The following is a 25,808-nucleotide window of genomic DNA, read 5'->3' on the forward strand; positions in this document are numbered from 1 at the left end:
TCAGCCCGGCCTCGGGCACATTCCACCCGCTACAACGGCGCTAACCACAGCACCATTTTGGCTGCTTCCATAACCTTTGATGCCCGGCTACCGCCTTTCGGTAAAGCACGTGACGGGGAGCCTTTGTGCCAAAGCCAGGCGGAGAATGGCATTTGATTCGTGGAAGTCTCAGAACGCCTGAGAAAATATGTCCGCGTTGCAAACTGAGTTCATCATATCAATTGGTAATGAAGCGTGTGAGGCGGGTGCTTGGCATGACGACCGAGCATGGCTTCAGATGCCCACATTGCCTCTACGTGAAGCCTGTTGCCAGCCCGATCGCTTTTGCGATCAAGAAAGTCTATCTAGCTGATTAAAATGGCGCAAATATATACCGTAATCGGCTTTGGCCCCGACACGAGATGTGTTCAATGCGGGCTGACATCTGCCATGCCAGCGACCTATGCATACCGCAAACGGCAGCTGTTCGAAACGGAGCTCTCCCACAAGCCCGAAAGCATCACGATCGCTTGCAAGCAGTGCGGTTTCGAGGAAGAAGTCTTCTCAAAGGCTGAGCTCGTTTCTGGTGACGCCGACCGCATTCGGGCGATTTTCGAGCCGCGAAAGGACCGAACGAGGTCATTCTATCGGTCCAGATATCTCGAAGAGACCGCTTCAGCACGCGCTTACCTGGCGCTCCTGAACAAGCTCGGCCTTCACGATCTGGTCCTGTACGTAACCGACACAGTGATCGTGCGTTGAATATCGCCTGGTGACGGGAAGCGTGGCCCCACGCCACGCATATGCTCAGGCTGCCCCCCCCCCCCCGCAAAAGATCGGGCGAGTTTTCAGAAACACCGAATTGCTCGGCTTTCCTGCCCGCACGAGTCTCCATGCACGGCGAGATCCGGCTCTTGGCCGGACAAGCTGCACGGGCCAGGCCTGCCCGGAAGGCGGGAGCAACAGGCAGCGCCCCCGCCCCTTCCGTCCCCAAGGTCCTGCTTACTTGCCCTGCCAGTTCGGCTTGCGCTTTTCGGCAAACGCCGCCGCACCCTCGCGGGCATCGCTCGAGGAAAACACAGGCGCGATGTAGGCCTGCTGCTTCTGCCACATCTCGGCCTCGGTCCATTCGTGCGAATCACGGATGATGCCCTTGGACGCGATCAGCGCGAGCGGGCCGTTCTCGGCAACCTTTGCTGCCAGAGCCTTGGCCGCATCGAGTGACGGGCCCTCGACGATCTGGTTGATGAAGCCCAGTTCATAAGCGCGCTGCGCCGAGATGAAGTCACCTGTCAGCGCGAGTTCCATCGCGATGCGCGGCGGAATCTGGCGCGGCAGCTTGATCAGGCCGCCAGCCGCTGCTGCAAGCCCGCGCTTGGCTTCGGGAATGCCGAACTTCGACGATGCGCTGGCCACGATAAGGTCGCAGGACAGCGCCAGTTCCATGCCGCCCGCCAGAGCATAGCCGTCCACCGCTGCGATGATCGGCTTCTTCGGCGTCCATTCCGAAAGCCCACCGAAGCCGCGCCCCGGGATCGAAGGCGATTCACCGCGCAGGAAGCCCTTGAGATCCATGCCGGAACAGAAAGTCCCGCCCGCACCGGTGAGAATGGCGCAGCGCAGGTCGGCCTCGGCATCCAGCCGGTCCATCGCCGCCGAGATACCTTCGGCAGCGGCCTTGTTCATCGCGTTCTTTGCGTCGGGCCGGTTGATGGTGACGATCAGCACGCTGCCATCGACTTCGGTAAGGACTTCAGCCTCGCTCATAGTATCTCTCCGAACAGATCTCGTCCCGGACTTAACCGGTCACTTAAACATCTGCATTGCCGACCCGCCGATGTCCAGTGGAAAGCCCCAAAAATTGCGCGAATCTCCTGATCGGCGGGTAGCCCTCCTTGCACCATTGCAAGCCTCTGCTAAGGGGAAGCGCAATTTCTCTCCCCAGCTTGAAAGACAGGACGGACATGGCGAAGATCAAGGTGAAGAACCCGGTCGTCGAACTCGACGGCGATGAAATGACCCGCATCATCTGGGAATGGATCCGCGAGCGTCTGATCCTCCCCTATCTCGACATCGACCTCAAGTACTACGACCTCTCAGTCCAGAAGCGCGACGAGACGGACGACCAGATCACCATCGATTCCGCCAACGCGATCAAGCAGTACGGCGTCGGCGTGAAGTGCGCCACGATCACCCCTGACGAACAGCGCGTCGAGGAATTCAACCTCAAGTCGATGTGGAAGTCGCCCAACGGCACGATCCGCAACATCCTGGGCGGCGTGGTCTTCCGCGAACCCATCGTGATCCAGAACGTGCCGCGCCTGGTTCCAGGGTGGACCGACCCCATCGTCGTCGGCCGTCACGCCTTCGGTGACCAGTACCGCGCCACCGATTTCGTCGTCCCCGGCCCCGGCAAGCTCCGCCTCGTCTGGGAAGGCGACAACGGCGAGACGATCGACCGCGAAGTCTTCAACTATCCTTCGGGCGGCGTCGCCATGGCGATGTACAACCTCGACGATTCGATCCGCGATTTCGCCCGCGCCTCGTTCAACTATGGCCTTGGCCTGGGTTGGCCGGTGTACCTGTCGACCAAGAACACCATCCTCAAGGCCTATGACGGCCGCTTCAAGGACCTGTTCCAGGAAGTGTTCGACACCGAAGGCTTCAAGGAAAAGTTCGCTGCCGCCGGCATCAGCTACGAACACCGCCTGATCGACGACATGGTCGCCTCGGCGCTCAAGTGGTCGGGCAAGTTCGTCTGGGCCTGCAAGAACTATGACGGTGACGTCCAGTCCGACACCGTGGCACAGGGCTTCGGCTCGCTCGGCCTGATGACCTCGGTCCTGATGACGCCCGACGGCAAGACCGTCGAAGCCGAAGCTGCGCACGGCACGGTGACCCGTCACTACCGCCAGCACCAGCAGGGCAAGCAGACCTCGACCAACCCGATCGCCTCGATCTTCGCCTGGACCCGCGGCCTGATGTATCGCGGCAAGTTCGACGAGACGCCGGAAGTCGTGAAGTTCGCCGAAACGCTCGAGCGCATCTGCATCGAGACCGTCGAGAGCGGCAAGATGACCAAGGACCTCGCGCTGCTCATCGGCCCCGATCAGGCTTGGATGACCACCGAGAAGTTCTTCGAAGCCATCGTCGAGAACCTCGAAACGGAAATGAAGAACTGGGCCTAAGCGCCCGATCTTCAACCGATAACGCAAGGGCTCCGGTTCACGCCGGAGCCCTTTGCTTTTGAGGGGCCTTATCGGGGGTGACACCCCGCGCCCCCTCCCCTAACCTGCGGGCATGGCAGGCAATCTCGAACCGACTACAGCCCTTTCCGACGTCCTTGTTGTCCTCGGTGCCGCCGGCATCGTCATCCCGGCCTTCGCCCGCCTGCGCATCACCCCGATCATCGGGTTCATTCTGGTCGGCCTTGCCGTCGGTCCCTTCGGCCTCGGCTCGCTCGTCGGCCAGTACCCCTGGCTCTATCACGTCACGATAACCGATCAGGCGGCGATCACGCCGTTCGCCGAATTCGGGATCATCCTCCTGCTGTTCGAGATCGGCCTCGAACTCTCGTTCAACCGCCTGTGGGACATGCGGCGCCTTGTCTTCGGCCTCGGCGCCATGGAACTGGCGGTATCGGCCACGCTGCTCGCTCTGGTCCTGATGGCGACCGGCCTGCAGATCAGCGGCGCCTTCGGCCTCGGCCTTGCCCTCGCCCTGTCCTCCACCGCGCTGGTCTTGCCGATCTCTGGCACGCAGGGGCCGGTCGGCCGCGCCGCGCTGTCGATGCTGCTGTTCGAGGATATCGCGCTCGTCCCGATCATCTTCATGCTCGGCGCGCTCGCCCCGCTTGCCGCGCAGGGCCATGGCCCCGGCATCGGCGAGACGCTGCTCTACGGAGCGCTGGTCGTTGCCGCCCTGCTGGTGTTCGGCCGCCTGCTCCTGCCCCGACTCTTCGCGCAGGCCGCACAGACCAAGAGCCCCGAACTGTTCCTCGCCGCGACCATGCTGGTAGTCATCGCCTCGGCCCTGTCCACCTCGCTCGTCGGCCTCTCGCCGATCATGGGCGCGCTGCTCGCCGGCCTGCTGATCGCCGAGACCGAGTACCACACCGAAGTCGAGGCCATCACCAAGCCGTTCAAGGGCCTCGCGCTGGGCGTCTTCCTGATCACCATCGGCATGGGCATCGACCTGCGCGTGGTCTGGGCACAGATCGGACCGCTGACACTGGCCGTGGTCGGCGTCGTCGTGCTCAAGGCGCTGGTCACCGGCTTTGCCCTGCGCCTGATGGGCAAGGGCCGCGCCACCGCGCTCGAAACCGGCATCCTCATGGCCAGCCCGTCAGAGACCACCCTGATCGTGCTGACCGCCGCTGCCGAAGCCGCCCTGATCGACCGCGAGACCGCACAGTTCTGGCAGATCGTCACCGCCATCGGCCTGACGATCACACCCATGCTGGCCAAGCTGGGCGAGACCTGGGCAGGCCGGCTCAACCGCGAAAGTGCCGATGCGGGCCAATCGGTCCCGGTCGAACTGCCCGAAGGCGAACGCGTCGTGGTCATGGGCTTCGGCCGCGTGGGTCGCCTGATCTCCGACATGCTGACCGTGCACGGCGCAAGCTGGCTCGGGATCGATAGTAACCCCTCCATCGTCAAGGCCGCGCGCAAGGACGGGCTGCCGGTGCTGTTCGGCAATGTCGACAGCGAAGCCGCGATCTCCCGCCTCGGCCTCGACGGTGCCCGCGCGATGATCCTGACGATGGACGAACCGGTCCTGATCCTGCGCATGGTCAAGCGGTTGCGCTCGGCCCATCCCGACCTGCCGATCATCGTCCGCGCGCGCGACGCCAGCCACGCCGCCGAACTCTACAAGGCAGGCGCCAGCCACGCCGTGCCCGAAACCCTCGAAAGCTCGCTGCAACTGTCAGAAGCGGTACTGGTCGACCTCGGCTTCCCGATGGGCCCGGTCATCGCCTCGATCCACGAAAAGCGCGACGAATTCCGCCAGAAGATCAAGGAAGAAGGCGAACTGAACTCTCTGCCGAAGCTGAAGTCGGCCTCGCTGCGGGAACGGGCGGGTTGATGCTTACGGCTCAGTTGATGGTTTCACTGAGACCAAAGCCCCAGCTATGAACCACGCTGAGAACAAGACCCATGTCAGCAAGTAGGGCAGCGTAACCGCGTCGAACGGATAGGTGGTCGCTCGCCACAGAGACCATGCCGATCCTGCCAGTGCCATCATCTGCAGAAGCGGGAAATATCCACTGCGTCCGCTCTTCCCTGCCAGCTTCCAGCCAAGTGTGCGAACGGCAACCTCTGGCGCCCACAAAGTGAAAGAAAAGCGCAGGAAAAGCCAAAGCAGTGTGAGCGCTGCAAACGGCGCGAGTATCTCGAGGAGCGGCAACATGTCAGGGAAGCAGTCATCAATGCCCTCGAACACCCTTCCACGGCACCGCACATCGCGTTTGGCAACACCACCGAAGGTAGGGAACGTAGAGACTGTCATCCACAGCAGACCGCCAGTCCATCCGGCAAGATAGCGGACAATTTCGGCGGTCTTGCGTGACATCACCCCGCCAGCACGGCCTTTGCCGCCGCAATGGCCTCAGCCGCCTTCGCCCCATCAGGCCCGCCGCCCTGCGCCATGTCCGGGCGGCCACCGCCACCCTTGCCGCCGAGCGCTTCGACGCCCGCGCGGACGAGATCGACCGCGCTGACCTTGCCGACTAGATCCTCGGTCACCGCAGCCGCGATGGAAGCTTTGCCCTCGTTCACCGCGACGATCACCGCCACGCCAGAACCAAGCCGCTGCTTGGCCTGATCGAGCAGTCCGCGCAGTTCCTTGGGGTCGAGCCCGTCGAGCACTTGCCCAGAGAACTTCACGCCGCCCACGTCCTCGTCGGCATTCTCGGCCTTGGCCGAGCCACCGCCGAGCGCCAGCGCCTTCTTCGCCTCGGCGAGTTCGCGTTCGAGCTTCTTGCGCTCGTCCATCAGCGCGGTGACGCGGGCTTCCACGTCTTCGGGCGTCGTGCGGAGGATCGAGGCGGTGTTCTTCAGCGCATCCTCGCGCGCCACGAACCACTGCCGCGCACCCTCGCCGGTCAGCGCCTCGATGCGGCGCACGCCCGAAGAGACCGCGCTTTCGCTGACGATACGGAACACGCCGATGTCGCCCAGTGCGCGCACGTGGGTGCCGCCGCACAGTTCGACCGAGTAGTGCTTGTCCGCCACGCGCCCCATGCTCAGCACGCGCACTTCATCGCCATACTTCTCGCCGAACAGCGCCATGGCGCCTGCTTCGATGGCCTCATCGGGGCTCATCAGGCGCGTGGTAACCGGCTCGTTGGCGCGGATTTCGGCATTCACTTCGGCTTCGATCGCTGCAATGTCCTCAGACGTAAGTGCCGTCGGCTGCGAGAAGTCGAAACGCAGGCGATCGGCCGCGACGAGCGAGCCCTTCTGGGTCACATGGCCGCCAAGCCGGTGACGCAGCGCCGCATGGAGCAAATGCGTTGCCGAATGGTTGGCACGGATCGCATCGCGCCGCTCGACATCGATATCGAGCTTGACCACATCGCCGACCTTCACGGCACCCGACGCGACCGTCGCGTTGTGCGCATGGAGGCGGCCAAGCGGCTTGGCCGTATCGCTCACCTGCAGCACCAGCCCGTCAGCGCCTGTGATCGTCCCGGCATCGCCGGTCTGACCGCCGCTCTCGCCATAGAACGGCGTCTGGTTGACGATGACGGTCACGCTGTCACCCGCAGCCGCACTATCGACTTCCTTGCCGTCGCGAACCAGCGCCACAACCTGCGCCTCGCCAGTGGTGGCGGTGTAGCCGGTGAACTCGGTCGCGCCGACGCGTTCGGCGATGTCGAACCAGACTTCGCTGTCCGCCGCCTGACCCGATCCCTTCCAAGCCGCGCGCGCTGCCGCCTTCTGCTGCGCCATCGCCGCGTCGAAGCCTTCGCGATCCACCGCGATGCCGCGAGCGCGCAGGGCGTCCTCGGTCAGGTCATAGGGGAAACCGAAGGTGTCGTAGAGTTTGAACGCGGTGTCGCCGGGCAGATTGTCGCCCTCGCCCAGCGTCGCGGTCGCTTCGTCGAGCAGCTTGATGCCGTTTGACAGCGTGCGGCGGAACTGCACTTCCTCGCGCAGCAGGGTTTCCTCGATCAGCGGCTGCGCGCGGCCAAGCTCGGGATAGGCAGCGCCCATCTCGGCCACCAGCGCGGGCACCAGGCGATGCATCAGCGGGTCCTTCGCGCCCAGCAGGTGGGCATGCCGCATGGCGCGGCGCATGATCCGGCGCAGCACATAGCCGCGCCCTTCGTTCGAAGGCAGCACGCCATCGGCCAGCAGGAAGCTGGTCGAGCGCAAGTGGTCGGCGATTACGCGATGGCTCGCACGCTGCTCGCCTTCGGCCTTGACCGCGGTCAGGCTCTCGGACGCGGCGATCAGCGCCTTGAAGGTGTCGGTGTCATAGTTGTCGTGCTCGCATTGCAGCACGGCAGCGATGCGCTCCAGACCCATGCCGGTGTCGATGCTCGGCTTGGGCAGGCTGCCGGTGATCTCGCCCGCCGTCTGCTCGAACTGCATGAACACGAGGTTCCAGATCTCGATGAAGCGGTCGCCGTCTTCCTCAGGCGATCCCGGAGGGCCGCCCCAGATGTGGTCGCCATGGTCGAAGAAGATTTCCGAGCATGGTCCGCACGGACCGTCATCGCCCATCGCCCAGAAGTTGTCCTTGGTGGCGATGCGGATGATGCGATCCTCGGGCAGGCCTGCGATCTTCTTCCACAGCTCGAACGCCTCGTCGTCGGTGTGATAGACCGTGGCGAGCAACTTGTCCTTGGGCAGACCCCATTCGCGCGTCAGCAGCGTCCACGCATGCGTGATCGCCTGCTCCTTGAAGTAATCGCCGAACGAGAAATTGCCGAGCATCTCGAAGAAGGTGTGGTGCCGCGCGGTGTAGCCCACATTGTCGAGATCGTTGTGCTTGCCGCCTGCGCGCACGCACTTCTGCGATGAGGTGGCGCGTGGGGTCGCACGGGTTTCGAGGCCCGTGAACACGTTCTTGAACGGCACCATCCCCGCGTTGGTGAACATCAGCGTCGGGTCGTTGTACGGCACCAGCGGCGCAGACTGCACCACATCGTGCCCGTTCGAGCCGAAGTATTCGAGGAAGGAGCGGCGGATTTCGTTCGTCGAAGTCATGAAAGGCCGATTAGGCGAGCGTTCGGCGCGCTACAAGCACGTTTCATCCATCTCAGTGATCGGATGTGCCCGTTACCAGCCATGCCGCTGCCCGAAACGCGACATGCCCCTCGCGATGATGCGCTTCGACAAGGTCTTGAAGACGTTTGGCGACCTCTTCGCGCTGCTCTTCGGGCAGGGTTCGCAACGCAGCCGCTGCCGGACCGATTCGGCGAAACAGCGCCATCGCCTCGCCCACGGCATCCGCGCCCGTCCCGGCGATGTAGTCGAAATCGACCGCCGTGAATGCAAGGTCGCGCCACCCTGCCATGCAGCGCCGCACGTGCTCTGGCTGCGCGAAGGCAAAGGGCCCGGGCGCGAACGGTTGTAGCGGTGGCGGCTCTGACCTCGGCAGAAGGTCGGCAATCGCCGCGGCCCACTCGTTCTGCGCTGCGGAACGGAAGCATGAGAACACGATGCGGGCCCCCGGCGCAGAAACCGCTGCAAGATGGGCAAAGGCGTGCGGCGGATCGGTGAAGAACATCACCCCATGCCGCGACACCAGCAGATCTGGCCTGCTGCGCGGCTGCCACGTGCTCGCATCGGCCAGTTCGAACGAAAGGTTCGCAGCAGAGGCGCGCTCCGAGGCCGCGTCGATCAGGTCCGGCGAAATATCGATTCCCGTCACCCGTGCCTGAGGTCTCGCCGCCGCGACGGCCAAGGCCAGTTCGCCCGCACCACAGCCGATATCGACGACGTCACTCCCCTGCTCGGCCGCGATGGCAGAAAGCAATGCGGGGGTAAGCTCGGAAAAGCTGACGTCGGTCCGCCGCCATTCCGCCGCCCAGCTCCGCCCGACGGTGCCCTGCCAGTCCCCTGCATTCGTCATCGCATCACATCCCGAAGTAGGCGCCGCCCTTCTCGCGGGCCCGCTGCCACGCGGGACGCGCATGGACGGCAGCGACGAAGGCCGCGAGCTTGGGGAAGTGCGCGCCTGCGCCGTTCATCACTGCGATCTCTGCCGGGAAGCTCAGCATCACGTCCGCCCCGGTCCAGTCGTCACCGATGAAGTGCCCGGAGGGGCGCAGGATCTGTTCCATGTAGCCGAAGTGCGCAGCCAGTTGCTCGTCGATGCGCGGCTTCAACGGTTCCGCAGCATCGCCAAGGCGCGAGGTGTAAAGCTGGAGGAGAATAGGCGTCATCGCCGAGCCTTCGGCGAAGTGCATCAATTCGAGATGGCGCAGCGCCTCGTCGGAGCCGGCAGCAGGCAACCACGCGCCATTGCCATAACGCTCGCACAGCACCTGCACGATCGCGCCTGATTCCTCGATCACCCGGCCATCGATCTCGAGCAGCGGCGACTTGCCCAGGGGATGCACCGCCTTCAGTTCGGGCGGCGCGAGATTGGTGACGGTATCACGCTGGTAGTGGCGGATCTCGTAATCCACGCCCAGTTCCTCGAGCAGCCACAGGACGCGCTGCGAACGGCTGTTGTTGAGGTGGTGAACGATGATCGACATGGTCGGGACTCCTGTTGGATTAACCGCAAGGTTAAACGCCAACCATCAGAACGCAAACAAAAAGCCCGCCCATTCCTGCCGGGGAATGCGCGGGCTCTTTGGTGTGGCAGGCGGGTGCGGATGGAGGCTGCAGGCCCGCCGCCTTGAAGATCAGACGTCGTCGTCCGCGTCCGGACCGACCATCAGACCTTCGGCAACCTTGTCGGTGCGGCCACGGATCGCAGCTTCCAACCGGTCGCAAAGTTCACGGTTCTCGCGCAGGAAGTTCTTGGCGTTCTCACGCCCCTGCCCGATGCGAATGGAGTCATAGCTGAACCAGGCGCCGGACTTCTCGACAAGCCCGGCCTTGACGCCGAGATCGAGAATCTCGCCGATCTTGGAAATGCCCTCGCCATACATGATGTCGAATTCGACCTGCTTGAACGGCGGGGCAACCTTGTTCTTGACCACCTTCACGCGCGTGGCGTTGCCGACGATCTCGTCACGGTCCTTGATCTGCCCGGTGCGGCGGATGTCGAGGCGGACCGAAGCGTAGAACTTGAGCGCGTTGCCGCCCGTCGTCGTCTCGGGGTTGCCGTACATCACGCCGATCTTCATGCGCAGCTGGTTGATGAAGATCACCATGCAGCGCGAGCGGCTGATCGAGCCGGTCAGCTTGCGCAGCGACTGGCTCATCAGGCGGGCCTGGAGACCGACGTGGCTGTCGCCCATCTCGCCTTCGATTTCGGCACGCGGCACGAGCGCTGCCACCGAGTCCACCACCAGCACGTCGATCGCGTTGGAGCGCACCAGCGTGTCGGTTATTTCCAGCGCCTGTTCGCCCGTATCAGGCTGCGAGACGATCAGGTTGTCGATGTCCACGCCCAGCTTGCGGGCATAGACCGGGTCAAGCGCGTGTTCGGCGTCGATGAAGGCAGCGGTGCCGCCATTCTTCTGCGCCTCGGCAATCACGTGCAGCGCGAGCGTGGTCTTGCCCGAACTTTCCGGCCCGTAAACCTCGATCACGCGGCCGCGCGGCAATCCGCCCACGCCGAGCGCGATATCGAGCCCGAGCGATCCGGTGGAGATCGCTTCCACCTGCATCGCTTCCTTCGAGCCCAGCTTCATTGCCGACCCCTTGCCGAACGCGCGGTCAATCTGCGCAAGGGCCGCGTCGAGCGCCTTCTGACGATCCATGTCCTTGATCTTACCTTCCTCGATGAGCTTGAGCTGAGCCGCCATGGCTTCGTTTCCCTTGCTAGAGTTGGCTGACATGAGCCGTCAACAAGGGTTATGTACTTGTTGTGTTCCATTAGAACAAGAGGGGAACGAAAAAATCGCTCCGTTCTGGAAGCACGTTATCGCAAACACTTATCGCCAGACGCTTTTCCCGGCCGACAAGCAACCCGTCATGTGTGCCTCACACGGCCCGGAGAACCGCCGCATCCACCATGCCACCGACGCGGCACCCTCATTTCAACGTCGCAAAGGGCTCTCCACCCCCCATAGCTGGCGACTCGGCCCACGTCCGGTCCGTTAACCATTGATCGCAATTGCAAGGCTAACGCATATCTATAAGTATATCTCTAGATATATCGAAAGTTATAGTAACATGCCTTTCAATAGCGACCGAAGGCGCAAGACGTCTACGAAGCTGCGCGCGGCGGATTCGGCCTGGAGTTCCGAAGATCAATTCCTGACCGCAAGGCAGAGCCACACTGTAGGGGTGGCCGCAAGGATTCTTCATTTTGGAAACGGCGCTCCGCCGATGGAAGTGGCCTGTGCCGCAGCCTTTTGCGAAACGGCACAAGTCTTTCGCATCACCGACGACTACACGGCTTACACCGATGACGGGCGTCAGGCCTACAGCGTTATCTTCGTTGTGGGAAGCGATCCGGTCCGCATCCGCAAGTTCATGCGCATCTATCGCCCGTTGCTGAAGGGCAAGGCCAAGATTGCCCTGCTGCGTGATGCCAGACCAAGAGTACGTGCGCAGATTCTCAACGTCGGTTTCGATGACGTGTTCGATGTCGGCATGTCCACGCCGGAAGGACAGGCCCGCATCGAGGCCATTCTCGCCCGCATGGGTCAGCGGCAGACCGACGAACTGCTGCGCGAGGTGCGTGAGCTGCACCTTCAGCATTACGTCGTCACGCCCCTTCTCGGCCGCGAAGCAAAGATCCTGTCGTTGCTTGTAGCAGCCAGGGGATCGCCCGTTCGCAACCAGAGGCTCGCCGCAACCGGAAGGTCTGTGCATCGCCCGATCTCGCCGAAGTCCCTCCAGGTCCTCATCTCCGGCCTCAGAGCCAAATTGAAACCCAGCATCAGGATCACGAGCCATGGATCGTCAGGATATGCCTTGCAGGAAGTCTCTCCCGTGGCCGACCTTCTCGCCGCCGCCGCAGGCGGGGCAGATCATTAGCATCGCCAACTTGCGCAGCCGTCTGCTCAAGATGGCCGAAAGCGTCGAGCGCAACGACCAGCACGGCATGGAGTCGGGGGCTGCCGAACTGTGTGATATCGTGCTGGGCGAACAACGCTTCGCGATCACGGCTCCGGGAATTGATCCGCGCAGGATCGCCGATGCGCTCCGCCGCTATGCCGCGGGCGAGCACGAAGCCGCTGCCTTTGCCGCGATTCCGGATTGCCTCGAAATTGCCGCATCGCGCTTCGAATCCTCGAAGACGCATATCGCCAAGGTTGCACTTGCCGGGATTCACAGCGGCTACTCGCAGAATGCCACCACGCTACCGGGCGCCGTGTTCGCCGCGTTCCTGCGCTGCCTCGCGCGGATTGCCACAGAGTTCGAGGACTGAAACGACAACGGGCCCGAAGACTTGCCCCGGGCCCGTGTTCATCTCATCATGCGCAAAGCGCCGGTGCGCTACACCACGCCGAACGCCAGCATCGCATCGGCCACCTTCTTGAAGCCGGCGATATTGGCACCCTTCACGTAATCAATGTACCCGCCGCCCTGGTCGCCATAGGCAAGGCAGGACTTGTGGATGCCGGCCATGATGTCCTTGAGCATCTGCTGGAGTTCCTCTTCCTTCCAGGAACGGCGCTCGGAGTTCTGGCTCATTTCGAGGCCGGAGACGGCAACGCCACCCGCATTCGAGGCCTTGCCCGGCGCATAGAGGATCTTGGCCGCCTTGAACACGTGCACGCCGTCAAGGTCGGTCGGCATGTTCGCGCCCTCGGCCACCGCCTTGCAGCCATTGGCGATCAGCATGCGCGCATCGTCGCCCAGCAGCTCGTTCTGCGTGGCGCACGGCAATGCCACGTCACATGGCACGCCCCACGGCGTCTTGCCTGCCACGAACGTCGCCTTCGGGAAGGCCTCGACATATTCCTCAATGCGGCCGCGGCGATGGGTCTTGTGGGTCTTGACCCAGTCGATCTTCTCCTGGTCGATGCCATCAGGATCGTGGATGTAGCCCCCTGAATCCGAGAGGGTCAGCACCTTGCCGCCCAGCTGGACGATCTTCTCGGCCGCATGGGTCGCCACGTTGCCCGAGCCCGAGATCACCGCCGTCTTGCCGGTCAGGTCCTCGCCCTTGGTGGCGAGCATGTTGGCAAGGAAGTAGACTGCGCCATAGCCAGTCGCCTCGGTGCGGATCAGCGAGCCGCCCCATTCCAGGCCCTTGCCGGTTAGCACGCCGGTGAAGTTGTTGGTGATGCGCTTGTACTGGCCGAACATGAAGCCGATCTCGCGCCCGCCCACGCCGATGTCGCCTGCCGGAACGTCGACGTCGGCACCGATATGGCGATAGAGTTCGGTCATGAACGACTGGCAGAAGCGCATGATCTCGCGCACGCTCTTGCCCTTGGGATTGAAGTTCGATCCGCCCTTGCCGCCGCCCATCGGCAGGCCGGTCAGCGCGTTCTTGAAGGTCTGCTCGAAGGCGAGGAACTTCAGGACCGATTCGGTCACCGATGGGTGGAAACGGATGCCGCCCTTGTAGGGGCCGATCGCGTTGTTGTTCTGCACGCGCCACCCGCGCTGCACGCGGATGTTGCCCTTGTCGTCTTCCCAGCAGACGCGAAAGGACACCACGCGGTCCGGCTCGGCGATGCGGCGCAGGATCTGCTGCGAGTGGTACTCTTCCTTGTCCTGCATGAACTCGAAGATGTCTTCGGCAACCTCCTGCACCGCCTGGACGAATTCGGGCTGGTAGGGATTACGCTTCTTCACGCCTTCCATGAAAGTCGGCAGGTCAACATGATCGGAAACGGCCACGGTACTCTCCCCCTGATCGGAGCCTTTTGGCTCCCGATGCGGCTGCCGGAATGGCGGCCAGGATTCGCTGGGTGCGGCCCGTGTCTGCACGACTTCGGCCAAGCCCCGAGTCGCGCTGTTGTGGAAGAGAGATTAGCGGGTTTTGCGCTACGGGAAAGCGGCGAAGCGCACCTTGAAGCCTGTCTAGCGCCCTGGCGGGAGTCGGTCGTCCTCGACCTTCTTCTTGAACAGGCCATCCAGTGCCGATTTGACCGATTCCGCAGCGGCCGCGTCGTCCCTGTTGGGATCGGGCGTGTAGGTCGGCGCATCCTCGCCGACAGGCTCCTGCTTCATCGCAGGCGGTTCGGACGCAGCATCGGGCACCTTTGGCTCAGGCGTTGCTTCGGGCACTACAGCTGCCGGCGCAGCCTGCATCACCGCCGGACCGATCAGCTTGGAAAGACCCGCAATCTGCTCGGTCAGCACCTTGTCGACCGCGCCGGAGATCGTTTCGGTCTTGTAGCGCATGAAACCGCCGACCACGTACTCCCACAGGATCCGCGTGGTCTTGCCGCCACTCCCGTCGACCGGCTTGAACGTCACTGTCATCGTGCCGTTGACCGCCTCGGACTGCAGCGGACCCAATCCACCGACGAGCCGCAGCGCCCGGTAGGGCTCGGCATAGACCACCCGCATGTGCATCACCGACCCCGGCTTCTGCGTCGCTGGCGCGCCCTTGGGCACCGGCAGCTTCTCGCAGAAGCACCCGTTGGCTGAAGGGTCCATGGCCAGGTTCACGGACTCGCCCGAAAAGGTGTGCTGTGGGTTCCACCACAGCGATGGCGTGGTGAAGGCCTTCCACGCATCGGCGGGGCTCGCGGCGACCTCTGCAGTCACCCGCACGACGAACCCTACGTCAGTCCGCGTCGTCACTTCGGCGCGAGCGGGAGCAGACGCAACAACGGCGAGGCCGCCAAGCCCCGCCGTCAGGAATTTCAGGACCTTGGCCATCACGCGCCTCCGCCCGCACCGGGACGGGCGGGTCACGCCTGCGTGTTAGCGCTTGCCGAGGATTGCCTCAATGGCTGCCGTGACCTCATCCATGTCCGCCATGCCATCAACCCGGCTGACGATGCCCTGCGCTTCGTAGATCGGCAGGATCGGCGCGGTCTTGGCACGATATTCGGCCATGCGGGTGCGCACGGTTTCCTCGTTGTCGTCGGGACGGCGCTTGAACTCGTGACCGCCGCACTTGTCGCAGGTACCTTCGACAGCAGGCTTCTCGAACGTGTCGTGATAGCCCTTGCCGCAGGTGGCGCAGGTGTAACGCCCGGTGATGCGCTCGACGAGCGCATCCTCGTTCACGTCGAGCTCGATCACGTAGTCAAGCTTCTTGCCGCGGCTCGCCAGGATCGCCTCGAGCGATTCCGCCTGCGGGGCGGTGCGGGGATAGCCATCGAAGATCGCGCCCTGGCCCTCGGCCAGCGCATCGAGTTCATCACCGATCAGGGCCGAGACGATCTCGTCCGAAACGAGCTGACCCGCTTCCATCACGGCCTTGGCCTTGAGGCCGACCGGCGTCTGAGCCTTGACCGCCGCACGGAGCATGTCGCCCGTGGAGAGCTGCTTCATGCCATGGCGTTCGACCAGACGCTGGGCCTGCGTGCCCTTGCCCGCGCCCGGAGGCCCCAACAGGATGATGTTCACGAAATCGCTCCCCTCATGCAGCTGCTGCCCTCAGCGCAGCCGTCCCTTCAGTTTCGCCTTCTTGATCAGGTCGCCATACTGGTGCGCCAGCAAGTGCGACTGGATCTGGGTAATGGTGTCGACCGTGACGTTGACCACGATCAGCAGGCTGGTGCCGCCGAAGAACAGCGTGCCCATGCCTGTCTCCGCCATGATGAATTCCGGCACGACGCAGACCACGGTGATGTATGCCGCACCCAGCACGGTGATGCGAGTTAGCACATAGTCTAAGTAGGTCTGGGTGTTCTTGCCCGGACGGATGCCGGGAATGAACCCGCCATTCTTCTTGAGGTTCTCGGCCGTCTCTTCCGGGTTGAACACCACGGCGGTGTAGAAGAACGAAAAGAAGATGATCCCGAGCGCATAGAACAGCATGTAGAGCGGCTTGCCGTGCCCAAGGTACTGGTTCAGCGAGACGATCACCTGCCCCATTGTGGTGTCGGGCGAGATCGACTTGCCGGCGAACTGCGTGATGGTCAGCGGCAGCAGCAGCAGCGAGCTGGCGAAGATCGGCGGGATCACGCCTGCGGTGTTGAGCTTCAGCGGCAGGTGACTGCGGTCGGCATTCATCATGCCGCGCTGCGTTGCACGCTTGGGATACTGGATCAGCAGCCGCCGCGTCGCACGCTCGAAGAAGCAAATCGCAAGCACAAGGCCGATCAGCATGATCACGATGCCCACGATCAGGAACGGCGAGATCGAGCCGGTGCGGCCGCCTTCGAACAGGTTGCCGAAGAACTTCGGCAGCTGCGCGACGATGCCGGCCATGATGATCAGCGAAACGCCGTTGCCGATCCCGCGCGAGGTGATCTGCTCGCCCAGCCACAGCAGGAACATGGTGCCGCCGATCAACGAGATGACCGCTCCGACACGGAAGAGGAGGCCCGGATTTACCACCGCCTGCAGACCGCTCGACGCGCCGTATGCTTCAAGCCCGGAGGCGAGCACCCAGCCCTGGATCGCGGTCAGCAGCACTGCGCCATAGCGCGTGTACTGGTTGAGCTTCTTGCGCCCGCTTTCGCCTTCCTTCTTCATCGCGGCAAGCGCGGGGTGAAGCGAGGCGGCAAGCTGCACCACGATCGACGCGGTGATATAGGGCATGACGCCCAGTGCGATGAGGCTCATGCGTTCGAGCGAACCGCCGGAGAACGCGTTGAAGATATCGAGAACGCCGCCGCGGGTCTGGTCGTAAAGCGTCTCCATGATCAGCGGATTTACGCCGGGCAGCGGCACGAAGCTGAGAAACCGGAAGACGATGAGCGCGCCCACCGTGAACCAGATGCGCTTCTTGAGCTCGGTTGCCTTGGAGAAGTTGGCCAGATTGAGGTTGCTGGCGATGTTATCGGCGCGTGATGCCATTTCGGGGTTCTAAGCCTTGCTGCGAAATCGGGCCCTGGGCCACGTATCTCGGACGTCTTGAGCTAGCCCATATAGTGCGGGGCGACGAAAGTCGAACCCCTGCAATGCCGAAATCCCCGCCCGACTGGCGGGCGGGGACCGGAAAAGTGCTTACTTGGCCTTGTTGGCCTCGCGGCGAGCCGTCTTCTTCTCGTGCTCGCTGGGCTGCGCTTCGGGAAGCGTGACAGAGCCACCGGCCTTCTCGACAGCGGCAATCGCGCCCTTCGAGGCACCGGTCACCGCAAACGCGACCTTGGTAGTCAGCTCACCCTTGGCGAGGAGGCGCACGCCATCCTTGCCGCCACGGGCCAGACCAGCGGCCTTCAGCGCTGCGTGATCGACAGTGCAGGAAACGTCCAGCTTGCCGGCATCGATCATCTTCTGGATCATGCCGAGGTTCACTTCAGCGAAGTCCTTGGCGAAGATGTTGTTGAAGCCGCGCTTCGGGATGCGCATGTGGAGCGGCATCTGGCCGCCTTCGAAGCCGTTCACGCTGACGCCCGAACGTGCCTTGGCACCCTTCTGGCCGCGACCGGCAGTCTTGCCCTTGCCCGAGCCGATACCGCGGCCCACGCGCATGCGGCCCTTGCGGGCGCCATAGTTGTCGTTGAGTTCGTTGAGCTTCATGTTCTGCACTCGCTTTCGCTTTGAGACGCGCTTCGGAAAGGGCGCCGCCTAGACCATCAGGCCCGGCTTGTCACCCCCTCGCAGGACCAGCGGAACCCATGCCCCGTAGCCCCAATGGAAAACCCCGGCACATGGCCGGGGTGTCCCTGTAACCCGCAACGGGAGCAGTGGTCAGTCGACCACGGCCACCATGTGGGGAAGCTTGGCAATGGCGCCACGCACTTCGGCCGTGTCTTCCAGCTCGACAACGCGGTGCATCTTGCCCAGGCCCAGGCCGACCAGAATCTTCTTCTGGGCTTCAGGGCGACGGATCGGCGAACCGATCTGCTTGATCTTGATGGTAGCCATGACCGATTACTCCGCGATGGCTTCGGCAGCGGCTTCGGCTTCGACCTGCGAAGCGCCACCACGGCCGAGGAGATCAGCAACCTTCTTGCCACGACGCTGGGCAACCGACTTCGGCGAAGTCTGGTCGGTCAGCGCGTCGAAGGTGGCGCGGATCATGTTGTAGGGGTTCGAGGTGCCGACCGACTTGGTCACCACGTCGGCAACGCCGAGGCTCTCGAAGACAGCGCGCATCGGACCGCCGGCGATGATGCCGGTACCGGCCGGAGCCGAACGGACGTTGACCTTGCCGGCACCGAAACGGCCCTTGCCGTCGTGGTGCAGGGTGCGGCCTTCCTTCAGCGGCACGCGGACCATGGCGCGCTTTGCAGCGGCAGTGGCCTTGGTGATCGCTTCAGGCACTTCGCGAGCCTTGCCCTTGCCGAAGCCTGCACGGCCCTTGCCGTCGCCGACCACGACGAGTGCTGCAAAGCCGAAGCGCTTGCCGCCCTTGACGGTCTTGGAGACGCGGTTGATGTGGACGAGCTTTTCGATCAGCTCCTCGCCACCTTCCTCGTCGTTGTTGCCACGACCGCGACGGTCATCGCGACGGCCACGGCCGCCACGTTCGCCACCACGATCATTTCCGCCACGGCCGCGGCCACGACCGCGACCTTCGCGCTGCTCACCGCCGGTCGATTCGACCGGGGCGGCGACTTCCAGGTTGGTTTCGTCAGCCATCGTCAGAACTCCAGCCCGCCTGCGCGGGCAGCGTCAGCCAGCGCCTTGACGCGGCCATGGAACAGGAACCCGCCGCGATCGAACACGACGGTGGTGATGCCGGCAGCCTTGGCCTTCTCGGCGATCTCGGTACCAACCTTGGTGGCGGCATCGACGTTCGCGCCGATCGACTTCTGGCCCTTGACCAGCGTCGAGGCGGCAGCGAGCGTCTTGCCCGCTGCGTCGTCGATGATCTGGACGTAGATGTGACGGCCGGAGCGATGCACCGACAGGCGAGGACGACCGCCCGAACGAGCCTTGAGCGCCGTGCGGACGCGACGGCGGCGGCGTGCGAAGAGAGACAGCTTTGCCATTACTTCTTCTTCCCTTCCTTGCGGAAGATAAACTCGCCGCGGTACTTGATGCCCTTGCCCTTGTAAGGCTCGGGCTTGCGCCAGCGACGGATCTCTGCGGCGACCTGGCCGACCTTCTGCTTGTCGATGCCCGAGATTTCCACCGTGGTGTTGTCAGGGGTCTTGATCTCGATGCCTTCCGGCACCGGGAAATCGACGTCGTGGCTGTAGCCGAGCTGCAGCTTCAGGTTCTTGCCCTGAGCGTTGGCACGATAGCCGACGCCGGTGATTTCAAGAACCTTGGTGTAGCCCTGCGTAACGCCAGTCACGAGGTTGTCGACGAGGGTGCGCTGCATGCCCCAGAAGGCACGCGCAGCCTTGGTGTCGTTCGCCGGCTTCACGAGGATCGTGTCGCCGTCGACGGTGTAGCTGATCTCGTCACGGAGCGTGAGCGTCAGGGTGCCCTTCGGGCCCTTCACGGTCAGCACGCCATCTGCGATGTTCGCAGTGACGCCACCGGGGATCGCCACCGGCTTCTTGCCGATGCGGCTCATCAGAACACCTCCGCAAGCACTTCGCCACCGACGTTGGCAGCGCGTGCTTCGGCATCCGAAAGCACGCCCTTGGGCGTCGAGACGATGGTGATGCCAAGACCGTTGCGGATCACCGGGAGTTCCTTGGAACCCGAGTAGACGCGGCGGCCAGGCTTGGAGACACGGGCAACATGCTTGATCGCAGGCTGGCCTTCGAAATACTTGAGCTCGATGCGCAGCTGCGGGTGGGCGCCGGTGGCGTCCTCCGAGAAACCGCGGATGTAGCCTTCACGCTGAAGGACTTCGAGCACGTGCGCACGCAGCTTTGAGGCGGGCGAAAGGACCGAGTCCTTCTTTGCCTGCTGGCCGTTGCGGATGCGGGTGAGCATATCACCCAAGGGGTCGGTCATAGCCATCGGATGATCCTTACCAGCTCGACTTGGTCAGGCCGGGGATAAGGCCCTTGTTGCCCTTGTCCCGCAGCTCGATGCGGCACAGGCCGAACTTGCGATAGTAGCCACGCGGGCGGCCGGTCGTTGCGCAGCGGTTGCGCACCCGGGTCGGGTTCGCGTTGCGCGGAAGCTCGGCCATCTTGAGGCGGGCAATCAGGCGCTCGGTTTCGTCGAGCGACTGGTCGTCAGCCGTAGCCTTGAGCGCAGCATACTTCGCCGCAAACTTCTGAACGAGCTTCTTGCGCTTCTCGTTCTTGTTGATGGAACTCAGTTTCGCCATGGACTTAAGCTCTCTTCTTCAATTCTGGATCACGCGGCCTGCTGCTCTTCAGCAGCTTCCTGCGGGAACGGGAAACCGAACAGGCGGAGCAGCTCGCGCGCTTCGTCGTCCGTCTTCGCGGTCGTGGTGACGATGATGTCCATGCCACGCACCTTCTCGATCTGGTCGTAGCTGATCTCCGGGAAGATGATCTGCTCCTTCAGACCCATCGCGTAGTTGCCGCGACCGTCGAACGACTTCGGGTTCAGACCACGAAAGTCGCGGATGCGGGGCATTGCGATGGTGATGAGGCGGTCGAGGAATTCGTACATGCGTTCGCGGCGCAGGGTAACCTTGCAACCGATCGGCATGCCTTCACGCAGCTTGAACTGCGCGATCGACTTCTTCGCCTTGGTGATGACGGGCTTCTGGCCGGCGATGCGCTCCATTTCGGCAGCTGCGGTCGTGACCTTCTTCTTGTCCTGGCTCGCTTCGCCCACGCCCATGTTGAGCGTGATCTTTTCGATGCGCGGGATTTCCATCGCGTTCTTGTAGCCGAACTTGGCCTGCATCGCGGCAGCGATCTCGGCGTCATACTTCGACCGCAGACGCGGCGTATACTTGTCAGCCATCGATCGTCTCCCCGGACTTCACGGCCACGCGGACCTTCTTGCCGTCCTTGGTTTCAAAGCGGACGCGGGTGGGCTTGCCATCCTTGTCGGCAACCGAAACCTTCGAGATGTGCATCGGCGCTTCGAAGCGATCGATGCCACCCTGCGGGTTCTGCTGGCTCGGCTTGCGGTGACGGGCAGCGATGTTCACGCCCTGCACGACGACCTTCTCATCCTTCGGAAGGACCTGAAGAACGGTGCCGGTACGGCCCTTGTCCTTGCCCGAACGAACGACGACGGTATCGCCCTTCTTGATCTTCGCGGCAGCCATTACAGCACCTCCGGCGCGAGCGAGATGATCTTCATGAAGCCCTTGCCGCGCAGTTCGCGAACGACGGGTCCGAAGATACGCGTGCCAATGGGCTCTTCGTTCTTGCCGACGAGCACGGCAGCGTTGCCGTCAAAACGGATGACCGAACCGTCTGCACGGCGGACATCCTTCTTGGTGCGCACGATAACCGCACGGTGCACGTCGCCCTTCTTGACGCGGGCACGCGGCTGCGCTTCCTTGACCGACACCACGATGATGTCGCCGACGCTTGCGAACCGACGCTTAGAGCCACCCAGCACCTTGATGCACTGGACGCGCTTTGCGCCGCTGTTGTCCGCCACGTCGAGATTGGATTGCATCTGGATCATTGATCCGGTTCCTTCTCACTGGCTTGCCAGAACCAGTCCGGCAGTTCCAAAACAGTAGCCGGGGCCGCTACACGACTGGTGCCGCGAAGCAACCCCTAACTTGACTGACGACTATCAGACGTCCGCTTCGATCGCGGTGCCCTTGCCGGCCGTGACGCGGTCGATGACCTTCCACGTCTTCAGCTTCGAGATCGGCGCGGTCTCTTCGATGCGCACGGTCTCGCCGGTCTTGAAGGCATTCGCCTCGTCATGGGCGTGATACTTCTTCGAGCGGCGGATGATCTTCCCGTAGAGCGGGTGCTTCACCTTGCGCTCGACCTTCACGACCACGGTCTTGTCGGTCTTGTCGGAAACGATGGTTCCGACCAGAATACGCTTGGGCATAGTAGCTTCCTTACGCCTGGGCCGACTGAGAACGCTCAGTCTGCAGCGTCTTGATGCGCGCGATGTCGCGACGGACTTCCTTGATGCGCGCGGGGCGCTCAAGCTGGTTCGTCGCGCCCTGGAAACGCAGGTTGAACTGCTCGCGCTTCAGCTCGGCGAGTTCAGCGTTCAGCTGGTCGTCGCTCTTGGCGCGAAGGTCTTCGATCTTGGCCATCATTCGACTCCCAATCACTCGCCGCCAAGGTGCGAAGTGTCACCCAGGCGGGCAACGACCTTCGTCTTGATCGGCAGCTTCATCGCGGCGCGGCTGAAAGCCTCGGCCGCGAGCGGGCCGGGGACGCCGTCCAGTTCGAACAGGATGCGGCCCGGCTTCACGCGGGCTGCCCAGTATTCGATCGAACCCTTGCCCTTGCCCTGGCGGACTTCGGCGGGCTTCTTCGAAACCGGCACGTCGGGGAACACGCGGATCCACAGACGGCCCTGACGGCGGATGTGGCGCGTGATCGCGCGGCGGGCCGCTTCGATCTGGCGGGCGGTGACGCGTTCCGGTTCCAGGGCCTTGAGGCCGTAGGAGCCGAAGTTCAGGTCCGTGCCACCCTTCGCAAGGCCGTGGATGCGGCCCTTGAAGGTCTTGCGGAACTTGGTCTTCTTCGGTTGCAGCATGGTGCTTCTCTAACCTCGAGGATCAACGAGCCGGACGGACGCCGGAAGTCTGAGCTTCCATCATCAGTCGGTCCTGGGCCATCGGATCGTGACCGAGGATCTCACCCTTGAAGATCCAGGTCTTGATGCCGATGATGCCATAAGCGGTCAGCGCCTCGGCTTCGGCATAGTCAATGTTCGCGCGCAGCGTGTGCAGCGGAACGCGACCTTCGCGATACCATTCGACGCGGGCGATTTCCGCACCACCGAGACGGCCACCGCAGGTGATCTTGATGCCTTCGGCTCCAAGACGCAGAGCGGACTGCACGGCGCGCTTCATCGCACGACGGAAGGCAACGCGGCGGACCAGCTGGTCGGCGATGCCCTGGGCAACGAGCTTGCTGTCGATTTCCGGCTTGCGGATTTCGACGATGTTCAGCTTCACGTCGCTGCTGGTCATCGCGGCAAGCTTCGAACGAAGCTTCTCGATATCAGCGCCCTTCTTGCCGATGATGACGCCCGGACGGGCGGCATAGATCGACACGCGGCACAGCTTGGCAGGACGCTCGATCACCACCTTCGAGATCGCCGCCTGCGGCAGGCTCGTGACGATGAACTTGCGGATCTCAAGGTCTTCCTTGAGCATCTGCGCATAGTTGCGACCTTCCGCGTACCAGCGGCTGTCCCAGGTGCGGTTGATCTGCAGGCGCAGACCGATGGGGTTCGATTTATGACCCATGATCAGGCCTCCTCAACTTCGCGGACCACGATCCGGAGCCGGCTGAACGGCTTCAGGATGCGGGTCGACTTGCCGCGACCACGGGTGTGGAAGCGCTTCATCGTGATCGACTTGCCGACCGAGGCTTCCGCCACGACCAGAGCGTCGACGTCGAGGTTGTGGTTGTTTTCCGCGTTGGCGATCGCCGAAGCGAGAACCTTGCGAGCGTCAACCGCCATGCCCTTCTTGGAGAAGGCCAGGATGTTCATGGCCTCTTCGGCCTTGCGACCGCGGATCAGCGCAGCCACGAGGTTCAGCTTCTGCGCCGAACCACGGATCTGCGTGCCGACCGACAGCGCTTCCTTGTCGCCAACGCGACGGGGTGCCTTAGGCTTGCTCATCAGCGCTTGCCCTTCTTGTCAGCGGCGTGACCCGGGAACGTGCGCGTGGGCGCAAATTCACCAAGCTTGTGGCCGACCATCTCTTCCGAGACGGAGACGGGGATGAACTTGTGCCCGTTGTAGACGTTGAACGTCAGGCCAACGAACTGCGGAATAATGGTCGAACGACGCGACCAGGTCTTGATCGGGCCAGCGCGGCTGCCTGCATCCTGAGCGGCTTCTGCCTTCTTCAGGAGGTGCAGCTCGACGAAGGGGCCCTTCCAGACGGAACGTGCCATGTGGTCTTACCTCTTCTTCTTCGCGTGGCGCGAACGAATGATCATCTTGTCCGTCGACTTGTTGTGACGGGTGCGGGCGCCCTTGGTCGGCTTGCCCCACGGAGTCACAGGATGACGGCCACCCGAAGTACGGCCTTCACCACCACCGTGCGGGTGGTCGACCGGGTTCTTGGCAACACCGCGAGTCAGCGGACGCTTGCCGAGCCAGCGGTTGCGACCGGCCTTTGCAAGGTTCGTGTTCGCGTTGTCCGGGTTCGACACGGCACCGACGGTGCCCATGCAGTCACCGCGCAGGTAGCGCTGCTCGCCCGAGTTCAGGCGAACGATGACCATACCGCGGTCACGACCGACGAGCTGGACATAGGTGCCTGCCGAACGTGCGATCTGCCCGCCCTTGCCCGGCTTCATCTCCACGTTGTGAATGATGGTGCCGATCGGCATCTGCGACAGAAGCATGGCATTGCCCGGCTTCACGTCGGTCTTCTCGCCAGCGACGACCACATCGCCGACAGCCAGACGCTGCGGAGCGATGATGTAGGTCTGCTCGCCGTCCTCATACTTGATGAGAGCGATGAACGCGGTGCGGTTGGGGTCATACTCCAGACGCTCGACGGTAGCCGGCATGTCCCACTTGCGACGCTTGAAGTCGATGAAGCGGTACTTCTGCTTGTGACCACCGGCGATGCCGCGCGAAGTGACATGGCCCTTGTTGTTGCGGCCGCCGGTCTTCGACTTGCCTTCGGTCAGCGCCTTGACCGGCTTGCCCTTCCACAGCGACGACTTGTCGACGAGGATCAGGCCGCGCCGGGCGGGGCTGGTCGGATTGTAGCTCTTGAGTGCCATGGTCTAGCCTCAGATCCCGCTGGTGACGTCGATCGACTGGCCTGCGGCCAGGGTCACGACAGCCTTCTTGACGTCGGAGCGCTTGTAGGGCTTGCCCTTCCAGCGCTTGGTCTTGCCCTTCTGCGTCAGGGTGTTCACCTTGGTGACCTTGACGTTGAACAGGGCTTCGACCGCTGCCTTGATCTCCGGCTTGGTCGCCTTTTCGGCAACCTTGAAGACCACGGCGTTGTTTTCGCTCAGCAGCGTTGCCTTTTCGGTGATGTGGGGAGCCACGATCACGTCATAGTGACGCGTGTCGATTGCGTTAGCCATTGAAACGCGCCTCCAGCTTTTCGACAGCAGAGCGCGTCAGCACCAGCGTGTCATGCTTCAGGATGTCGTAGACGTTCGCACCGATCGCGGGCAGCACGTTGACGCCGACGATGTTGCGGGCAGCCTTGGCGAAGTTGTCGTTCACCGCATCGCCGTCGATCACCAGAACCTTGCGGCCCCAGTTGGCCTTGCCGAGTTCTGCAACCAGAGCCTTGGTCTTGGCTTCGATGTCGAGGTTGTCGACAATCACCAGACCAGCCTTGGCCTTGGAAGACAGCGCCATCTTCAGACCGAGCGCACGAACCTTCTTGTTCAGCGAAGGGTTGAAGTCACGAACGCGAGGACCATGGGCCTTGCCGCCGCCGATGAAGATCGGAGCTGCGCGATCGCCGTGACGAGCCGTACCGCCGCCCTTCTGATTGCCGAACTTCTTGCCGGTGCGGGCAACGTCCGAACGCTCGCGCGCCTTGCGGGCAGTGCCGCGACGCTTTTCGAGCTGCCAGGTGACAACGCGGTGCAGGATGTCTGCGCGGGGCTCGACGCCGAACACGGCTTCCGACAGTTCGACTTCGCCCTTGCCGGCAGTGCCGTCGAGATTGAGGATCTGAACCTTCAC

34 protein-coding genes are annotated in these 25,808 nt (G+C 63.1%); 5 read left to right on the forward strand and 29 right to left on the reverse strand.

Annotation, left to right across the window (positions count from 1 at the left end; translation table 11 throughout):
• Nucleotides 1-429 precede the first annotated feature (429 nt).
• Nucleotides 430-741 carry a hypothetical protein gene (locus ACZ1JW_RS01560; protein WP_465141714.1) on the forward strand — a complete coding sequence of 104 codons (312 nt, stop codon included), beginning with the start codon at nucleotides 430-432 and terminating at the stop codon, nucleotides 739-741.
• Between the two features lie 240 nt (nucleotides 742-981).
• Here ACZ1JW_RS01560 and ACZ1JW_RS01565 read toward each other — a convergent pair whose 3' ends face one another.
• Nucleotides 982-1,746 (reverse strand): crotonase/enoyl-CoA hydratase family protein, encoded by a 765-nt coding sequence (locus tag ACZ1JW_RS01565; RefSeq protein ID WP_465141715.1) that lies wholly within the window; start codon nucleotides 1,744-1,746, stop codon nucleotides 982-984.
• 197 nt (nucleotides 1,747-1,943) lie between these two features.
• On the opposite strand from ACZ1JW_RS01565, the gene ACZ1JW_RS01570 reads away from it, so the two are divergent.
• Nucleotides 1,944-3,167 (forward strand): NADP-dependent isocitrate dehydrogenase, encoded by a 1,224-nt coding sequence (locus tag ACZ1JW_RS01570; RefSeq protein WP_465125183.1) that lies wholly within the window; start codon nucleotides 1,944-1,946, stop codon nucleotides 3,165-3,167.
• Between the two features lie 112 nt (nucleotides 3,168-3,279).
• Nucleotides 3,280-5,064 (forward strand): cation:proton antiporter domain-containing protein, encoded by a 1,785-nt coding sequence (locus ACZ1JW_RS01575; protein WP_465141716.1) that lies wholly within the window; start codon nucleotides 3,280-3,282, stop codon nucleotides 5,062-5,064.
• A 3-nt stretch (nucleotides 5,065-5,067) separates the two neighbouring features.
• Here ACZ1JW_RS01575 and ACZ1JW_RS01580 read toward each other — a convergent pair whose 3' ends face one another.
• From ACZ1JW_RS01580 to recA, 5 genes are all read right to left on the reverse strand, one after another.
• On the reverse strand, nucleotides 5,068-5,550 hold the full coding sequence (locus ACZ1JW_RS01580; RefSeq protein ID WP_465141717.1) for a hypothetical protein: 483 nt from the start codon (nucleotides 5,548-5,550) through the stop codon (nucleotides 5,068-5,070).
• On the reverse strand, nucleotides 5,550-8,195 hold the full coding sequence (gene alaS / locus ACZ1JW_RS01585) for an alanine--tRNA ligase (RefSeq protein ID WP_465141718.1): 2,646 nt from the start codon (nucleotides 8,193-8,195) through the stop codon (nucleotides 5,550-5,552). The genes ACZ1JW_RS01580 and alaS overlap by 1 nt, the downstream gene beginning before the upstream one ends.
• A gap of 52 nt (nucleotides 8,196-8,247) precedes the next feature.
• Nucleotides 8,248-9,063: a class I SAM-dependent methyltransferase gene (locus ACZ1JW_RS01590; protein WP_465141719.1), complete on the reverse strand. Its 816-nt coding sequence runs from the start codon at nucleotides 9,061-9,063 to the stop codon at nucleotides 8,248-8,250.
• A 4-nt stretch (nucleotides 9,064-9,067) separates the two neighbouring features.
• On the reverse strand, nucleotides 9,068-9,694 hold the full coding sequence (locus tag ACZ1JW_RS01595; RefSeq protein WP_465141720.1) for a glutathione S-transferase family protein: 627 nt from the start codon (nucleotides 9,692-9,694) through the stop codon (nucleotides 9,068-9,070).
• Between the two features lie 150 nt (nucleotides 9,695-9,844).
• Entirely contained in the window at nucleotides 9,845-10,915 is a 1,071-nt protein-coding gene (gene recA / locus ACZ1JW_RS01600) for a recombinase RecA (protein ID WP_144901993.1), read from the reverse strand.
• Between the two features lie 370 nt (nucleotides 10,916-11,285).
• Here recA and ACZ1JW_RS01605 point away from each other — a divergent pair, with 370 nt between their 5' ends.
• Both ACZ1JW_RS01605 and ACZ1JW_RS01610 read left to right on the forward strand, forming a co-directional pair.
• The gene (locus tag ACZ1JW_RS01605) at nucleotides 11,286-12,095 is read left to right on the forward strand and encodes a helix-turn-helix domain-containing protein (RefSeq protein WP_465141721.1); all 810 of its coding nucleotides are present in this window, start codon (nucleotides 11,286-11,288) and stop codon (nucleotides 12,093-12,095) included.
• A gap of 10 nt (nucleotides 12,096-12,105) precedes the next feature.
• The gene (locus ACZ1JW_RS01610; RefSeq protein WP_465141722.1) at nucleotides 12,106-12,489 is read left to right on the forward strand and encodes a hypothetical protein; all 384 of its coding nucleotides are present in this window, start codon (nucleotides 12,106-12,108) and stop codon (nucleotides 12,487-12,489) included.
• 68 nt (nucleotides 12,490-12,557) lie between these two features.
• Here ACZ1JW_RS01610 and gdhA read toward each other — a convergent pair whose 3' ends face one another.
• From gdhA to rplD, 23 genes are all read right to left on the reverse strand, one after another.
• Entirely contained in the window at nucleotides 12,558-13,913 is a 1,356-nt protein-coding gene (gene gdhA, locus ACZ1JW_RS01615; RefSeq protein WP_465125175.1) for an NADP-specific glutamate dehydrogenase, read from the reverse strand.
• 183 nt (nucleotides 13,914-14,096) lie between these two features.
• Nucleotides 14,097-14,903, reverse strand: a complete 807-nt coding sequence (locus ACZ1JW_RS01620) for an SRPBCC family protein (RefSeq protein ID WP_465141723.1) — start codon at nucleotides 14,901-14,903, stop codon at nucleotides 14,097-14,099.
• A 45-nt stretch (nucleotides 14,904-14,948) separates the two neighbouring features.
• Entirely contained in the window at nucleotides 14,949-15,599 is a 651-nt protein-coding gene (locus tag ACZ1JW_RS01625; RefSeq protein ID WP_144902001.1) for an adenylate kinase, read from the reverse strand.
• Nucleotides 15,600-15,629: 30 nt separating this feature from the next.
• Nucleotides 15,630-16,997, reverse strand: coding sequence for a preprotein translocase subunit SecY (secY, locus tag ACZ1JW_RS01630; protein ID WP_465141724.1), 1,368 nt, complete (start codon nucleotides 16,995-16,997; stop codon nucleotides 15,630-15,632).
• Between the two features lie 150 nt (nucleotides 16,998-17,147).
• Nucleotides 17,148-17,663 (reverse strand): 50S ribosomal protein L15, encoded by a 516-nt coding sequence (rplO, locus tag ACZ1JW_RS01635; RefSeq protein ID WP_465141725.1) that lies wholly within the window; start codon nucleotides 17,661-17,663, stop codon nucleotides 17,148-17,150.
• 171 nt (nucleotides 17,664-17,834) lie between these two features.
• The gene (gene rpmD / locus ACZ1JW_RS01640; protein WP_144902007.1) at nucleotides 17,835-18,011 is read right to left on the reverse strand and encodes a 50S ribosomal protein L30; all 177 of its coding nucleotides are present in this window, start codon (nucleotides 18,009-18,011) and stop codon (nucleotides 17,835-17,837) included.
• Nucleotides 18,012-18,017: 6 nt separating this feature from the next.
• Nucleotides 18,018-18,728, reverse strand: a complete 711-nt coding sequence (rpsE, locus tag ACZ1JW_RS01645; protein WP_465125170.1) for a 30S ribosomal protein S5 — start codon at nucleotides 18,726-18,728, stop codon at nucleotides 18,018-18,020.
• Nucleotides 18,729-18,730: 2 nt separating this feature from the next.
• Nucleotides 18,731-19,081, reverse strand: a complete 351-nt coding sequence (gene rplR, locus ACZ1JW_RS01650) for a 50S ribosomal protein L18 (RefSeq protein ID WP_144902011.1) — start codon at nucleotides 19,079-19,081, stop codon at nucleotides 18,731-18,733.
• Nucleotides 19,081-19,614: a 50S ribosomal protein L6 gene (gene rplF / locus ACZ1JW_RS01655; protein WP_465141726.1), complete on the reverse strand. Its 534-nt coding sequence runs from the start codon at nucleotides 19,612-19,614 to the stop codon at nucleotides 19,081-19,083. The genes rplR and rplF overlap by 1 nt, the downstream gene beginning before the upstream one ends.
• Nucleotides 19,614-20,009: a 30S ribosomal protein S8 gene (gene rpsH / locus ACZ1JW_RS01660; RefSeq protein ID WP_039334346.1), complete on the reverse strand. Its 396-nt coding sequence runs from the start codon at nucleotides 20,007-20,009 to the stop codon at nucleotides 19,614-19,616. Before rpsH ends, rplF begins: the two co-directional genes overlap by 1 nt.
• A 10-nt stretch (nucleotides 20,010-20,019) precedes the next feature.
• Complete coding sequence (rpsN, locus tag ACZ1JW_RS01665; RefSeq protein ID WP_144902015.1) at nucleotides 20,020-20,325, reverse strand: 30S ribosomal protein S14; 306 nt, start codon at nucleotides 20,323-20,325, stop codon at nucleotides 20,020-20,022.
• A gap of 29 nt (nucleotides 20,326-20,354) precedes the next feature.
• Nucleotides 20,355-20,936: a 50S ribosomal protein L5 gene (rplE, locus tag ACZ1JW_RS01670; protein ID WP_465141727.1), complete on the reverse strand. Its 582-nt coding sequence runs from the start codon at nucleotides 20,934-20,936 to the stop codon at nucleotides 20,355-20,357.
• The gene (rplX, locus tag ACZ1JW_RS01675; protein ID WP_144902019.1) at nucleotides 20,929-21,246 is read right to left on the reverse strand and encodes a 50S ribosomal protein L24; all 318 of its coding nucleotides are present in this window, start codon (nucleotides 21,244-21,246) and stop codon (nucleotides 20,929-20,931) included. The genes rplE and rplX overlap by 8 nt, the downstream gene beginning before the upstream one ends.
• Nucleotides 21,246-21,614 (reverse strand): 50S ribosomal protein L14, encoded by a 369-nt coding sequence (rplN, locus tag ACZ1JW_RS01680; protein WP_084278971.1) that lies wholly within the window; start codon nucleotides 21,612-21,614, stop codon nucleotides 21,246-21,248. The genes rplX and rplN overlap by 1 nt, the downstream gene beginning before the upstream one ends.
• 114 nt (nucleotides 21,615-21,728) lie before the next feature.
• The gene (rpsQ, locus tag ACZ1JW_RS01685; protein WP_144902021.1) at nucleotides 21,729-21,998 is read right to left on the reverse strand and encodes a 30S ribosomal protein S17; all 270 of its coding nucleotides are present in this window, start codon (nucleotides 21,996-21,998) and stop codon (nucleotides 21,729-21,731) included.
• Between the two features lie 10 nt (nucleotides 21,999-22,008).
• A complete protein-coding gene (gene rpmC, locus ACZ1JW_RS01690) occupies nucleotides 22,009-22,215 on the reverse strand; it encodes a 50S ribosomal protein L29 (protein WP_039334358.1) in 207 nt (68 codons plus the stop codon).
• A gap of 11 nt (nucleotides 22,216-22,226) precedes the next feature.
• Nucleotides 22,227-22,661, reverse strand: coding sequence for a 50S ribosomal protein L16 (gene rplP, locus ACZ1JW_RS01695; RefSeq protein ID WP_144902025.1), 435 nt, complete (start codon nucleotides 22,659-22,661; stop codon nucleotides 22,227-22,229).
• 22 nt (nucleotides 22,662-22,683) lie between these two features.
• Nucleotides 22,684-23,379: a 30S ribosomal protein S3 gene (rpsC, locus tag ACZ1JW_RS01700; RefSeq protein ID WP_144902027.1), complete on the reverse strand. Its 696-nt coding sequence runs from the start codon at nucleotides 23,377-23,379 to the stop codon at nucleotides 22,684-22,686.
• A 2-nt stretch (nucleotides 23,380-23,381) separates the two neighbouring features.
• Nucleotides 23,382-23,759 carry a 50S ribosomal protein L22 gene (rplV, locus tag ACZ1JW_RS01705; protein WP_144902029.1) on the reverse strand — a complete coding sequence of 126 codons (378 nt, stop codon included), beginning with the start codon at nucleotides 23,757-23,759 and terminating at the stop codon, nucleotides 23,382-23,384.
• A complete protein-coding gene (gene rpsS / locus ACZ1JW_RS01710; protein ID WP_144902031.1) occupies nucleotides 23,759-24,037 on the reverse strand; it encodes a 30S ribosomal protein S19 in 279 nt (92 codons plus the stop codon). The genes rplV and rpsS overlap by 1 nt, the downstream gene beginning before the upstream one ends.
• A 6-nt stretch (nucleotides 24,038-24,043) precedes the next feature.
• A complete protein-coding gene (gene rplB / locus ACZ1JW_RS01715; RefSeq protein ID WP_144902033.1) occupies nucleotides 24,044-24,880 on the reverse strand; it encodes a 50S ribosomal protein L2 in 837 nt (278 codons plus the stop codon).
• 9 nt (nucleotides 24,881-24,889) lie between these two features.
• The gene (locus ACZ1JW_RS01720; RefSeq protein ID WP_039334368.1) at nucleotides 24,890-25,192 is read right to left on the reverse strand and encodes a 50S ribosomal protein L23; all 303 of its coding nucleotides are present in this window, start codon (nucleotides 25,190-25,192) and stop codon (nucleotides 24,890-24,892) included.
• Nucleotides 25,185-25,808 (reverse strand): 50S ribosomal protein L4, encoded by a 624-nt coding sequence (gene rplD / locus ACZ1JW_RS01725; protein ID WP_465125167.1) that lies wholly within the window; start codon nucleotides 25,806-25,808, stop codon nucleotides 25,185-25,187. The genes ACZ1JW_RS01720 and rplD overlap by 8 nt, the downstream gene beginning before the upstream one ends.

The sequence above is a fragment of the Novosphingobium sp. BL-A-28-Hi1-0D genome (assembly GCF_055521755.1).